The 13,288-nt window shown below is 49.2% G+C and carries 13 protein-coding genes; 4 read left to right on the forward strand and 9 right to left on the reverse strand.

Annotated elements, in window-relative coordinates:
* Nucleotides 1-159 precede the first annotated feature (159 nt).
* The 7 genes from BFJ94_RS07180 to BFJ94_RS25340 all read right to left on the reverse strand — a co-directional run bounded on the left by BFJ94_RS07180 (nt 160) and on the right by BFJ94_RS25340 (nt 6,474).
* Entirely contained in the window at nt 160-2,118 is a 1,959-nt protein-coding gene (locus tag BFJ94_RS07180; RefSeq protein ID WP_120465133.1) for an elongation factor G, read from the reverse strand.
* A 36-nt stretch (nt 2,119-2,154) separates the two neighbouring features.
* Nucleotides 2,155-2,661, reverse strand: a complete 507-nt coding sequence (locus BFJ94_RS07185) for a GNAT family N-acetyltransferase (protein ID WP_120462041.1) — start codon at nt 2,659-2,661, stop codon at nt 2,155-2,157.
* Nucleotides 2,662-2,664: 3 nt separating this feature from the next.
* Nucleotides 2,665-3,303 (reverse strand): histidine phosphatase family protein, encoded by a 639-nt coding sequence (locus BFJ94_RS07190; protein WP_120462042.1) that lies wholly within the window; start codon nt 3,301-3,303, stop codon nt 2,665-2,667.
* Between the two features lie 67 nt (nt 3,304-3,370).
* Nucleotides 3,371-3,853 (reverse strand): tetratricopeptide repeat protein, encoded by a 483-nt coding sequence (locus tag BFJ94_RS07195; RefSeq protein ID WP_120462043.1) that lies wholly within the window; start codon nt 3,851-3,853, stop codon nt 3,371-3,373.
* 50 nt (nt 3,854-3,903) lie between these two features.
* A complete protein-coding gene (locus BFJ94_RS07200) occupies nt 3,904-4,455 on the reverse strand; it encodes a nucleotidyltransferase family protein (protein ID WP_120462044.1) in 552 nt (183 codons plus the stop codon).
* A 181-nt stretch (nt 4,456-4,636) separates the two neighbouring features.
* Nucleotides 4,637-5,758 (reverse strand): glycoside hydrolase family 88 protein, encoded by a 1,122-nt coding sequence (locus BFJ94_RS07205; protein ID WP_120462045.1) that lies wholly within the window; start codon nt 5,756-5,758, stop codon nt 4,637-4,639.
* Nucleotides 5,759-6,324: 566 nt separating this feature from the next.
* Nucleotides 6,325-6,474, reverse strand: coding sequence for a hypothetical protein (locus BFJ94_RS25340; RefSeq protein ID WP_162944215.1), 150 nt, complete (start codon nt 6,472-6,474; stop codon nt 6,325-6,327).
* A gap of 108 nt (nt 6,475-6,582) precedes the next feature.
* Here BFJ94_RS25340 and BFJ94_RS07210 point away from each other — a divergent pair, with 108 nt between their 5' ends.
* From BFJ94_RS07210 to BFJ94_RS07225, 4 genes are all read left to right on the forward strand, one after another.
* Nucleotides 6,583-7,269: a response regulator transcription factor gene (locus BFJ94_RS07210; protein WP_120462046.1), complete on the forward strand. Its 687-nt coding sequence runs from the start codon at nt 6,583-6,585 to the stop codon at nt 7,267-7,269.
* On the forward strand, nt 7,256-8,245 hold the full coding sequence (locus BFJ94_RS07215; RefSeq protein ID WP_120462047.1) for a sensor histidine kinase: 990 nt from the start codon (nt 7,256-7,258) through the stop codon (nt 8,243-8,245). Before BFJ94_RS07210 ends, BFJ94_RS07215 begins: the two co-directional genes overlap by 14 nt.
* Before the next feature lie 82 nt (nt 8,246-8,327).
* The gene (locus BFJ94_RS07220; RefSeq protein WP_120462048.1) at nt 8,328-9,011 is read left to right on the forward strand and encodes an ABC transporter ATP-binding protein; all 684 of its coding nucleotides are present in this window, start codon (nt 8,328-8,330) and stop codon (nt 9,009-9,011) included.
* On the forward strand, nt 9,008-11,596 hold the full coding sequence (locus BFJ94_RS07225; protein ID WP_120462049.1) for an ABC transporter permease: 2,589 nt from the start codon (nt 9,008-9,010) through the stop codon (nt 11,594-11,596). The genes BFJ94_RS07220 and BFJ94_RS07225 overlap by 4 nt, the downstream gene beginning before the upstream one ends.
* Nucleotides 11,597-11,709: 113 nt before the next feature.
* Here the strand turns inward: BFJ94_RS07225 and BFJ94_RS07230 are convergent, their stop codons facing one another.
* Nucleotides 11,710-12,348 carry an NAD(P)-dependent oxidoreductase gene (locus BFJ94_RS07230; RefSeq protein WP_120462050.1) on the reverse strand — a complete coding sequence of 213 codons (639 nt, stop codon included), beginning with the start codon at nt 12,346-12,348 and terminating at the stop codon, nt 11,710-11,712.
* 67 nt (nt 12,349-12,415) lie between these two features.
* Nucleotides 12,416-13,276: a VOC family protein gene (locus tag BFJ94_RS07235; RefSeq protein ID WP_120462051.1), complete on the reverse strand. Its 861-nt coding sequence runs from the start codon at nt 13,274-13,276 to the stop codon at nt 12,416-12,418.
* Nucleotides 13,277-13,288 lie beyond the last annotated feature (12 nt).

Consider the following 13,288-nt stretch of genomic DNA (forward strand, 5'->3'; position numbering starts at 1 on the left):
TTATGTTTAATTCATCCAGAACAAAGGGTGGGTGGTGACGATTTATTGAGTATCAGATCCATATATTCAACCCCAGAAGCATGATGTATACCCAGTTTATTATATATCGTACAGCGGCACGAAAACAAGCCGTCCTTCGTTCTGAACCCTTTTTACGAGCTACAACTGCACATGCATATGCCGATCCGCTTCATCCCATGGAACACTGTATCCTTGACCCTTCGCACAAAAAATCGAGGCGGAGGTGTACTCCGGATCTGCGTTTTTATCGTAATTTCGGCTCTCAATGACCACCTTCGATTGATGGCAGGGCTGATACCCGCCAATTTGCAGCGACAGTGCCCCCCTCCCCTTCGAGAAGGAAGCCAGCTCCGCACTATAATTCATAAAGGTTGCCACCGGTACCGTACCGCTAATCATCGCCTGATCTCCACTTGTCTCTGGGGGATTGAATGAGCCGTGAGCTTGCCGGATATCCGACATCACGCGACCGATCAGCTCTAAATCAACCTTGATTTTGAACATATAATAAGGCTCCAGCAGTATATTCTCCGCCTTCTCCAGCCCCTGCCTCAGCGCCCGATGCGTAGCCTCCCGGAAATCTCCGCCGCTCGTATGCTTGTTATGGGCTCGTCCGTTCAGCAGCGTAACAATAACGTCCGTCAGCGGAGACCCGGTTAATAACCCGGGATGCTCCTGCTCCAGCACATGCTGGCCGACCAGATTCTGATAGCCAGAACTTAGATGATCAGGATGACATTCATTTCTGAAAATAACCCCGCTATCCCTCGGCCCAGGCTCAAGCTTCAAATGCACCTCCGCATAATGGCCGAGCGGCTCAAAATGCCCGCAGCCATACACTTCGCCTGCAATCGTCTCTTTATATAATATTTCCGGAGTGCCGAAGGCTACCTGCAGCTTGAAGCGATCCAACACAACCTGCTCCAGCACTTCAAGCTGTATCGCTCCCATAACATGGATATACAGCTCCTGCAGCACCTCATCCCAGGTAACATTCAGCGAGGGGTCCTCCGCATCTAGCATCTGGAAGTATCGCTGTACCTCTCTTACAGACAGCTTCGGATCGAACAGAACCCTGGATTTGAGCGCGGGCACCAGTTCATACCGGGCACGATGCCGCAGTTCTCCCAAGCCATCGCCTACAGCAGCCTCCGCCAGGCCGGTCACTGCAATAAGCTGCCCCGCTTCGGCCTCTTCAATAAGAGTATATTTCTCGCCATTATACGAACGAAGGGAGGTTACTTTTTCCTGAATCCTCTCTCCACTATGGTCCATATACTGAACCTCATCCCGAACTCTCAGTCTGCCGGCAGTGATCTTCAGAAAGGTTAAGCGGGTTCCCTGACTCTCATGGCGGACCTTATAGACCCGGGCGGCAAAAGGCGCTTCCCTATCATACTCGATATGGGATAACCGCTCCAGGTGACGAAGGAATCGATCGATCCCCTCATCCATCAATGCTGACCCATACATTACTGGAAAAACAGCACTATCTTTTACCAATCTAGCCATAGTATTCAGGACTATCTCTGTATCATAGCTACCCTCCAGATAGCTCTCCAGCAACTGTTCATCATGCTCAGCGATCGAGGCGACCAATCCCTCCTCCAGCTCATTAGCGTATAGTTCACCGTGAACCATCACTGCGTGCGGAGTAAGCTGCTGATGAATCTGTTCCAATACAGCCTGAAGATCAGCACCGGTACGATCCATTTTATTAACGAAAAATAGGGTTGGGATGCTATGCTTGCGCAGAAGCTGCCACACCGTCTCCGTATGACCCTGAACTCCCTCTACCGCACTCAGAATCACAACAGCATAATCCATCACTTGCAGAGAACGCTCCATCTCTGCTGAGAAATCGACATGTCCCGGTGTATCGATGAGATAATAGGTTGAGCCTTGATAATTCATCATCGCCTGATCGGCAAATATCGTGATTCCGCGTGACTTCTCCAATTCATGTGTATCCAGAAAAGAGTCCTGATGATCCACTCTCCCCTTGCTGCGGATACTGTTCGTATGATAGAGCAGTTGCTCGGCAAATGTCGTCTTCCCCGCATCGACATGCGCTAGCAGCCCGATGGTCTTATTCATTCCTCTATTCAATCCTGATCACTTCCCGTTTGCTTATCACCTGTTGTCTCTGTTGTCTCGATCCGCCACCATACACAGAAACTCAACATCTTCCCCGTTGACTGCGGATAATACAGTACCTATTGGCGTGAATCCATTCTCTTCATATACCCGCTTCGCCCGTTCATTGAAGGTGGCTACGACGAGTCTGAATCTGGTTCGCCCAAGCTGCTGCTGCAGATAACTCATGCCTTCTTGTACAAATGTACGCCCTAGCCCTTGTCCCGTTAGGGAAGGTTTCATGGCAAGACCGATATCCAGCCGCTCGCGATCCTCATAGAATCCAGCGCGATACCCACCTGAAACTCTGGCCGATAATCCATGGCAGAAAAATCCGGCAATATTACCAGCCTCATCTGTCGCAGAGTAATAGTCTCCGTTTAACAGATCGGCAAGTCCTTCCTCACTCGGGTCCATATTATAGAAGTTATAGGGCGGCGGATACTCCCATTTGGAAATAACAATCGCCGCTTCTCTGGTGATTTTGTTAAAACTATAGCGCATCTGTTAAAACTCCCCCGTAGCTTCTTTATAGTGGCTTATATCGGCATGAAGTAAGATTTCCTTCGTGTCGCCATCCAGCGAAACCTGGCAGAGGCAGGCGGGGTGGATATAAGGAAGCTCCCATAACTGCGGCAGCGGCCGCTCCTCGAAGTAAGACATCAGCAGCTTGACGGCGACTGTATGCGTAGTGACCAGAATCGACTTCCCTTCATGCTCACGCGCGATTTCAAGCAGCTTCTTCCGGACTCGGTCATATACCTGCTGGTAGCTCTCGCTTCCCTCTACAGCGAATTTCTCAGGATTTTTCCAGAAACTATGCAACTGTTCCGAGTATAATCGCTCAATTTCATCCTGCGTCATTCCCTCCCAGACGCCCAGATTAATCTCTCGGAAATCATCGGTTTCAACAATATCTATCTGCTTATGATTACTATAATCTCTAATTAGCTCCGCTGTCCTTCTTGCCCTTGGGCTTGAACTGGAATAGATAATATCGATCGGCTTATCCTGTAATGCCTCACCGAGCCATGTCGCCTGCTGAACACCTAACTCTGTCAATGGGGAATCCTGATGTCCCTGCATTCGACCCAATACATTCCATTCCGTCTGTCCATGCCTGACGATGTAGATATTGGTTTTCATTAAGCTCACTCCCGTTTCGTTACAATTTTCCGAGCCCTTTGGGGCGCGCTTGAAGAGCGTAAAAGCATCAAAATATCTCGTCCAGTCTGCCTGCATAGAAGCGAATCGCTCTTCTATAATCCTGAATCCCCTGATCCTGGCTCGTCTCGGCCAGCTCGATCAACAATAGCTTCATCGCAGTCTCATACTGCTGCAGATTATACAAGGTCATGGCATAGAACACCTTGAATTCTCTGGCTTCTGGAAATTCAGCGATCGCAGCGGCAAATATTTCGCCGGATTCCCGGTACATCCCTAATGTTCGATAAGTGCTACCCAGACCGAGCAGCGCCCGTCTCCGCGCTTCACCCGCAAGCCCTAAGGACAATGCCCGTTCATAATAGGGAATAGCCTCCCGTTCCAGCCCCATAACATCATGAACCCATGCCAGCTGGAAGAGAAGCCGCGGATCTTGCGGTGATGATTCTTCGAGCTTCAAGAGAAGCTCCCTGGCCTCTGCGTGCTTGCCTGCTTCTCGTAAAGAGATCGCAGCCTGTAATGATGTATCCATCGCGATCCTCCCTCCACTTGTTCATATATGTAATCCCTTACACCTTACCATTACTCTTCATCGAAAGTAAGCAGCGACCATAAAAGATGCCACTCTTTTTGCCTGACACGCTCTAAATAATATTCGCGATCCTCGAAGTATGGGCTCCTTGTAACGATCATATTGAATAAGTCATCCAGTCCGTGCGGGGCAAGGATGACGATCTGATCCTCCGGATCAAGCATCGCCCCGACAGCCGTCGCCGTCTCAGGCCAGCGCCTGACCGCATCCAGCGTGGAAAGATAAGGCTCCGCTCCATTACGGATATGCATTCTGGCCTGATTCTTCACCGACCACTTATCATTCCCGGCGCTGCTCCTTAATTCGTTCTCCAGTTGCCAATCGCGCTCCTCCGAGATATTCTGCGGGTCGTAATAGATCACATCTATGTCGCTATAGGTGCCGCGATTTTCATATCCGTGTAGACGATCCCATACATAATTTCTAATGTATCCCGCAGCGACATAACACTGAGGCAGGCCCAATTGCCGAACAAGCTGTAAATCATGAATGATCTGCTCATCCTGGCTTAAATACTGGACCAGTCTAGTCTCCAGCTTCATTTAAGATTACCCTCCTTACAAAACCGAGTTAAAGACGCTCTAGTCTTTATTTCCGATTCTACCGATTAACTGATAGCTTTGGCAATCTCTCATTGTGCATTTTTTACTTTTCCGGCAAAAAAGAACGGGCATCTTATTCGCTAAGACACCCGCTCCTGCTCTATATTGTGACTATTCTACTCTATTCATACCAATATCCCTTAATACCCTTGTCTATGCGTACCAACGCCTCCAAGTAGTAGTAATCTCCCCAGATCATATAATCATCCGGCGCACGATTTCCTCTTACATGATAGGAGCCATGCTTCAGTAGACCCTCCGCCTCGGCAAGATCCGTGCTCGCATACTTCTCGACCAATCCGGTCATCGTGCGGTTCAGCCCATCTTCGAGCAAATCGCGGTCAGGATCATTGTCCCCTAGCCATTCCAGCAGCTCCAACATACCGCAGGCGGCGATTGCCGATGCGGAGCTGTCACGCGGTGTTCCCTCTTCCACCGGGACGTCAAAATCCCAATATACCACGCCATCCTCAGGAATGCGCTCAATAAAATATCTCGCCAGACGCTTGGAGGTATCCAAAAAGGTCTCATGCTTCGTATAACGATAAGCCAGAGCGAAGCCGTATATTCCCCAAGCCTGGCCCCGTGTCCACGTCGAGCCATCCTCATAGCCTTGATGCGTACCGCCGCGAATCGCATTTCCGTTCTCTGTATTGAAGTAGAAAGTATGATACGAGGAGCCGTCGCCGCGAACGAGAAATTTCTGGCTGATCAAGGCATGGCGCATGGCGATGTCATGATACTTCCGATCCTGCGTCTGCTCATACGCCCAGAACAGCAGCGGAAGATTGAGCAGGCAATCGATGATGATCCGGCCGCCATTCTCCGGATCTTCTTCCTTCCCCCAGGCTTGAATAATCCCGATCCGAGGCCGCCAGCGCTTTGATAATTTATCCGCCGCTTGAAGCGCAACCTCGCGCGCCTCCTCACTTCCCGTAACACGCCACTGCGCTACCGCTGACAATGAATAGAGGAAGCCGATATCATGATGATCCAGAGCAACATGGCGCTCCAGACGATCGCGGAAATTGGCCAGATACGACTCCGCCGCATCTTTATAGAAGGCATCTTGTCCATATTCATAGGCAAGCCACATCATGCCGGTATGGAATCCCTCGATCCAGTCGTCATTGCCTCCCCATTCATAACGCTGACCCTCCGTAATATGAGGCAGCTTGCCCGGATGTTTAACAATATTACTCTTGATCTTCGTCAGTGCATCATGAATTGCCGCATTCCACATTATTCCTCATCTCCCATGTCATGTATAGTATCTGATATAATGCTTAGCTCTGATCTAGCGTAGAATCATATTAGGCACTGTGCGCGCGAATCACAAACACTATGTAATAGTCCCGCCTCTGGACAACCTGCCACATTATCCCCCTTCGTTCGAATTATAAGGTGCAAATGCTCCAACCCATCAATGATGGCGCTTTCAATATAGTGCTTGATTATGAATCCTTGCACTAGGGCTTATAAGGATTATAATCGCTATAGGATAATTGGGTACAGGTAAAATCATACTTTCTTAGAATCGTAACATATAGAGTGTCATCTACCCGAAAAACCTGCAATTATGCAGGAATTTTGCCATTTCCCCTAGCTGAGAGAGTAAATTCCTGCGAAAATGCATCTTTTTTCTCCGGATAAGCCTGATTTCGCAGAAAATAGTGGGAAAGCCTGCATATTTGCAGGAATTTCCTAGAAACGAGCGATTTGGGACGAAAAGCCTGCACTTTTGCAGGCTTTTTAATTTATAGGCTTTTCAAGTCAAGTTTGCGTATTGCATAGGCAGTGCGTAGAGAGTTAAGCCCGATCATGCCCTGCAAAATACCGTGCGACGACCTGCTCGATTTCCGTCTTCATAAAGCCGGCAAACTCAAGCAATAGCTCAGGCTCTAACTCATCAAACTGCGCGAGCTGCGCGTCGTCAGAACCGTGATAAGCCGCAGACATTTACGAATTCCCCACTACTTCCTAACTTATATATTTCCGTCAAAAGAAATAAAGAAATATAATAGAGCTACGATACAGAAGCAGTACAGTAAAGGATGATGAAAATAAATGAAACGGATATTTTTGGTTGAGGACGATAAGACAATCGCGAAAAACCTTATGCTATTGCTGCGCTCGGAGGGATTTACAGTCACTCACGCCCCTACGCGAAGTGAAGCCCTTGCCACGCTTGACGGGAATAAATTTGATTTGGCCTTGATTGATATTTCTTTGCCTGACGGAAATGGCTTTACGGTTTGCACGGAAATCAAAGAAATGCAGGACATTCCCGTTATCTTTCTGACAGCTTCTGGCGATGAGGCGAGTGTTGTTACCGGGCTGAATATGGGCGCGGACGACTATGTCACCAAGCCTTTTCGTCCGCGTGAATTGATTGCGCGAATTGGAACCGCCTTGCGGAAAAGCGGACGTTCCGGGTCGGATTTTGAAATCCGCGGGCTTCATGTCGATACGGCCAGCGGCATTGTGAAAAAAAACGGCAACGAGGTTTTTCTTTCGGCATTAGAATACCGCTTGTTACTGGTATTTATTAGCAACCCCAAAAGTATTATCACGAGGGGCAAGCTCCTAGACGAATTGTGGGACGCGGCGGGCGAGTTTGTCAATGACAATACACTGACCGTGTACATTAAACGTTTGCGGGAGAAGATCGAGAACGACCCGGCCAACCCGCAGATTATTCTGACTGTTCGCGGGACGGGGTATAGACTGGGGGGCGAGTATGCTTCGGAATAGAGAGTTTCGGCAGTTTGCCACGTTCTTCTCCTTAATGACCGCCGTCGCTGTAGTGCTGGGGTTTGCCATCAATACAGCGGCAGGAATCCTTGCCCTTGCTTCTGCCGTCGCCTTTGGCACGGCGTTTTTCGCGTTTACCAAAGCCCGATATAAAAGGATTGCACAGATTTCAAATCAAATCGACCTTGTGCTTCATAATGCTGACCATCTGTATATCGGTGAATCGGACGAGGGCGAACTTTCCATTCTGCACAGCGAGATAACCAAAATGATGCTGCGGATTCGAGAGCAAAACGACGCGCTGAAAAAAGAAAAAGAGCATCTTGCCGATTCGCTGGCCGATATCGCCCACCAACTCCGAACTCCGCTCACATCCGCGAACCTCATTCTGTCATTGTTAGCGAATAACCCTGATGAAAATGAGCGGAAGGCATTTGTGCGGGAAACCGAGGAATTGCTGGTGCGGATGGATTGGCTGATCACTTCCCTATTGAAATTATCCCGCTTGGACGCGGGCATTGTGGTGTTCCAAAGCGAGCTAATTGATGTAAACGATCTTGTATGCGCCGCGCTTCGCCCGTTCCTAATCCCGATGGAACTGCATGATATTGATGTGCAGATAGACGTACCGAAAGGGATGATGATTCAGGGCGATTCGGGCTGGCTCTCGGAAGCCATTCAAAATATCCTCAAAAACTGTCTGGAAAGCGCAGGTGAGAACGGGAAGATTGAGATGGTCTGCACGGACAATCCCCTGTTTACTGAGATTGCCATCCACGACAGCGGCGCAGGCTTTGAGAAAGAAGATTTACCCTGCCTGTTTGACCGATTTTATCGTGGAAAAAGCGCAGACGCTACAGGATACGGGATTGGACTTTCTCTCTGCAAGCTGATTATAACACGGCATGGAGGGACAATTATTGCAAAAAATCACCCGCAGGGCGGCGCGATATTTGCCATTCGTTTCCCAAAGTGACGAATCTCTCACCTGAAAGTCACAGAGATGTAAGTTGAAGATTCTATGATATGGGTAAGCCATGAGAAAGGAGACTTACATAATGGAGTTCTTAAAAATTGAAAATCTATGCAAGGTCTACGGCAAGGGCGAAAACCAAGTTACCGCGCTCGACCATGTTTCGCTTACCATCGAAAAGGGGGAGTTTACTGCCATCATCGGCTCCTCCGGCTCCGGCAAATCCACATTACTTCATATCATCGGTGGCGTCGACGTGCCGACAAGCGGAAAAGTGTATTTGAACGGGCAGGATGTATATGCCCAAAACAATGAAAAACTCGCCATCTTCCGCAGGCGGCAGGTCGGACTGATTTACCAGTTTCACAACCTCATTCCCACGCTGAATGTGGTGGAAAACATCACTTTACCTATCCTGATGGACAAGCGCAAGGTCAACGAGGAACGGCTGAATGACCTGCTCGAAATGCTGGGGTTACAAGACCGCAAAACGCATTTACCTAATCAGCTTTCGGGGGGTCAGCAACAACGCGTATCCATAGGACGCGCTTTGATGAACGCCCCGGCGGTCATGCTCGCCGATGAGCCTACGGGCAGTTTGGACAGCCGGAATGGGCATGAAATCATCAAACTGTTGAAAGAAAGCAATAAAAAATATGGGCAGACCCTGCTCCTCGTCACTCATGACGAAAATATCGCCCTGCAGGCAGACCGCATTATCGGCATATCCGACGGCAAAGTAGTGAGAGATGAGATGGTGCGGCCATGAATATTTTTAACAAAGTCACTCTGCAAAGCATGAAAAAAAGCCGTACCCGAACGATTGTCACGATCATCGGAGTGGTCTTGTCCGCTGCCATGATTACGGGAGTCGCTACCTTTGGCGTTTCCCTGCTGAACTATATGACCAACGGCGCGATCCAGAAATACGGCGATTGGCATGTTGAGTTTTTGGATGTCCCCTCTTCCTTCATACAGGAAAGAACTCACGACGAGGGAATCGCTAACATCGCAGCATTTGAAAATATCGGCTACGCAACGCTTGACGGCGGTAAAAACCCAAACAAGCCTTATCTCTTTATAGCCGGATTTAGCAAGGAATCATTTAATACTTTGCCCATCAACCTGATGTCCGGCAGGCTGCCTGAAAACAGCGGAGAGATTCTTGTCTCGGGGAGCATCGCAGCAAACGGCGGCGTTAAATTCGCAGTGGGCGACACGCTTTCACTTGCTGTCGGAAGCCGTATGGACGGAAACAAAAATCTAAGTCAACACGTCCCTTACATTCCCGAGAAAGAAACGCTAGTGCCAAAAGCCGAGAAAACTTACACGGTTGTCGGTATTTACCAAAGACCGGGCTTTGAGGAATCTGCCGCGCCGGGATACACCTTGATAACCAAAGCGGATGCACAGGACAAAGTGGACAACCTCAGCCTGTTTGTCACGCTGAAAAATCCGCGCCAGGTTCACACTTACGCAAACAGCATAGCCGGAACCGGGGCTTACGTCTTTAATGATAATGTGCTGCGCTTCATGGGTCTTTCGGATGATAATTTGTTCAACACGCTTCTGTACGCAGTTGGCGGCATTGTGGTCGTCATCATCATGGTAGGTTCGATTTTTCTGATTTATAACGCATTCACCATCTCGCTGAATGAACGCACACGCCAGTTCGGGATTCTCTCGTCGGTGGGAGCCACGGCAAGGCAGCTGCGTAATTCGGTGCTGTTTGAGGGGCTATGTATCGGTGCAGTCGGCATACCGATTGGCGTCATCGTTGGCATCGGCAGCATCGGGCTTGTGATTTCCATTGTCGCCAATAATTTCGGGAACATTCTCTACACCAACGTCCCTTTTACCTTGACGGTGTCCATCCCCGCAATTGTCGTTGCGGTGACGGTCAGCATGGTTACGATTCTGATTTCGGCCTATATTCCGGCGCGAAAGGCTGCAAACACTCCGGTGATGGAGAGTATCCGCCAGACGAACGAGGTCAAAGTTGAATCCAAAGCCGTGGAAACTTCAAAGCTTGCGGAGCGTATTTTCGGCTTGGAAGGAACTCTTGCGTTAAAGAATTATAAAAGAAACAAGAAACGCTATCGCAGCATTGTACTATCCCTTGTTTTAAGCATCGTGCTGTTTGTATCGGCCAGTGCTTTTGTCATGGATATGAAACAGGCGTCGGAGCGGGCGGTAGAGTTTACTACTTATGACATCGGTTTTGCCACACAGGACATGGATGATAATGAAATGTTATCCCTTTACGACAAACTAAAAACCGCCGACGGTGTTTATGAAAGCTCGTATCAAACGCTTATGAAGTATTCCTGCGCTGTCGAAGCAAGCGAACTTTCAGACGATTACTGGGAATACGCGGGTTCACATTCGCCGGACGAAACAGTTCATCTGCCAATAGAGCTCCAGTATCTTGATGACAACGCCTATTTGAAGATGATCAAAGACTTGGGCTTGCCTGCAGAGGAATATACCGGGCAAACTGCAAAAATGATCGCGGTTGCCAAAATGCAAGGCAGCAGCAATCGGCTGAAGGAGGTTGACCAGTTTAATGATATGTTCATGAGTTCTTCCATGAATTTTACCATCGCTCCCGAAATGAATGGCGAGCCGAAGACGGAACAGGGGCAAAACGTAAGCATTACACTTGTCGAGACCGTGCCGCCTGATACACTCCCGATCATGGGAAACTCCGAGCAGAAGCCATACTTTTTTAGGGTGATGGCCCCCTATTCACTCAAGGAGAAGCTTGAAGCCTCCGATACTCATGTAGCTCATGTGGCTGTTAAGGGCATGACCTTTCGCTCAAAGAATCCCTCACAGTCGGCAGAAGAAATGAAAACGATGATTCAAGGGGCCGGGGTTCAAGCCACATACAACCTGTACAATAGCTATGACATGATGGATGAAAATCGCAATTACATCTTCATTGCCAACGTGTTCGCATATACTTTTATCATTATGATTTCACTGATTGCGGTAGCCAATGTGTTCAACACGATTTCCACGAATATCAAGCTGCGCCGGCGGGAGCTTGCCATGCTCCGCTCAGTGGGGATGTCTGAACGCGATTTCCAAAAGATGATGAATTTCGAGTGTGCCTTTTATGGTATGAGGGCGTTGCTCTTCGGGCTGCCGATAGCGGCAATCTCTGCTTGGCTCATTTACAAAGGGATGTTTGTCGGCGGAGCGGACAATATCGATTTTGTGTTCCCCTGGGGCAGTATGGCAATCAGCGTGTTCAGCGTGCTCTTTGTGGTGTTCATTACGATGCTGTATGCCATTGGCAAGATAAAAAGTGAAAATATTATTGACGCGCTCCGGGATGATATGACTTGATAATATGTCCATCGGAGGAGAGTATAAGAAAGAGGGGATCTTATTCGCTAAGATCCCCTCTGTTCCTCTGTCTATCACGTTTCTTACTACCAGGACACCCTAAGGCACCTTAATTAAGCCTCGGATACAACGGTGAAGCGCTCGTTGATATGAGCTGGATTCTCGATCTCATCGACTACAGCGACCGCGAAATCCTCGTAGCTAACATAGCTGTCACCCTTGGAATTCATCAGCAAATTGTCCTTGCCTGTCTGATAAGACCCCGTCCGTCTGCCCAGCGCGAAGTTAGCGGAAGGGCTAATGAAGGTCCATTTGATCGAATCGGTGGCTTGCAGAATTTCCAGGTTCTTGCCTTGATTCGATGCGGTCGGCAAGAAGATCGCCGGAAATCCTGGTGTATCCATCACCCGGGTCGTCTTCGCTTCATCGACATACAGGCTGCCTGCCCCGCCGACAACGATCAATCTCGTATTCGGTGCTCCCTTCATCGCTTCGATCAGCACATTGCCAGCGTCCACATGCTGATGCTCTTGACCCCCGGGCGCGCCGAAGGCGTTCACCACGATATCGAAGCCTTGCAGATCCCCCGCCTTCAGATCGAACACATCTTTCTCCAGCACAGGCACTGTTTTATTATCCAATTTGGATGCATCGCGTACGATCGCGGTAACTTCATGTCCCCGATCCAGCGCTTCCTTCATAATACGGCTGCCTGCCTTGCCTGTTGCTCCTACGATTCCGATCTTTGCCATTGTAATTACCTCCAAATAATATAATGATATCTATCCATGAACATCCATCATGCGTGATGAGATGATATTAAGGATTAACGACCAGACGAATACCGATGCCAAAAGGATCAGTCACTGAGATCAATCCAGCTTCTTGCTCATACACAGCACCCGCTTGCTGTAGGCGGCTCCCAACCTCTTGAAGCGCTTCTTGGTCAGGTAATGTAATCGTGAAATACCGCAGTCCGACAGCATCCTCCGGATTCGGCGGCGCTCCGGTGCCCGCCCATATATTCAGACCAATATGGTGATGATAGCCCCCAGCCGAGATGAACAGCGCATCCCGTCCATAATGAGATACGATATCGAAACCCAGAACCTCAGTATAGAATTGCTTGGCCCGGTTCAGATCACCAACATGGAAATGGACATGCCCTATTTTGGTCCCTGCGGGCAATCCTCGCCATTCCGCTTGCTCCGAAATATTCAATAAGCCTTCGATATCGACAGGATCCGTAGTCATCTTATACTCGCCTTGTTCGTCCTTCTGCCAAGTATCGCGCGGCCGGTCTGCATAGATTTCAATGCCATTCCGATCCGGATCATTCAGATACAGCGCCTCGCTCACGAGATGATCCCCTTGCCCCACCGGAATCTGATGCTTGATCAAATTTCGCAGGGCCAGTCCCAGCGACACCCGGTCAGGAACTAGAATTGCAAAATGGTACAGGCCGGATACATTGCGTCCAGGCAGCATACGGAATGCCTCATTCTCCTCCAACACAAGCAGTACATGCTCCCCGTCCGCCGTCAGCTCAGCCACATGGCCCTCCTGCTTCAGCACTTGAAGACCTATTACCTCTTGATAGAAACGGAGCGAACGGTCCAAATTTTTGATCTTCAACCGTACGATCCCAATCTCTGCCTTAGGATGAATCGATGCCTTCATTTCTATCCCTCC

Source organism: Paenibacillus aceti (genome assembly GCF_003614185.1).
In the GTDB taxonomy this organism is placed as follows: domain Bacteria; phylum Bacillota; class Bacilli; order Paenibacillales; family Paenibacillaceae; genus Fontibacillus; species Fontibacillus aceti.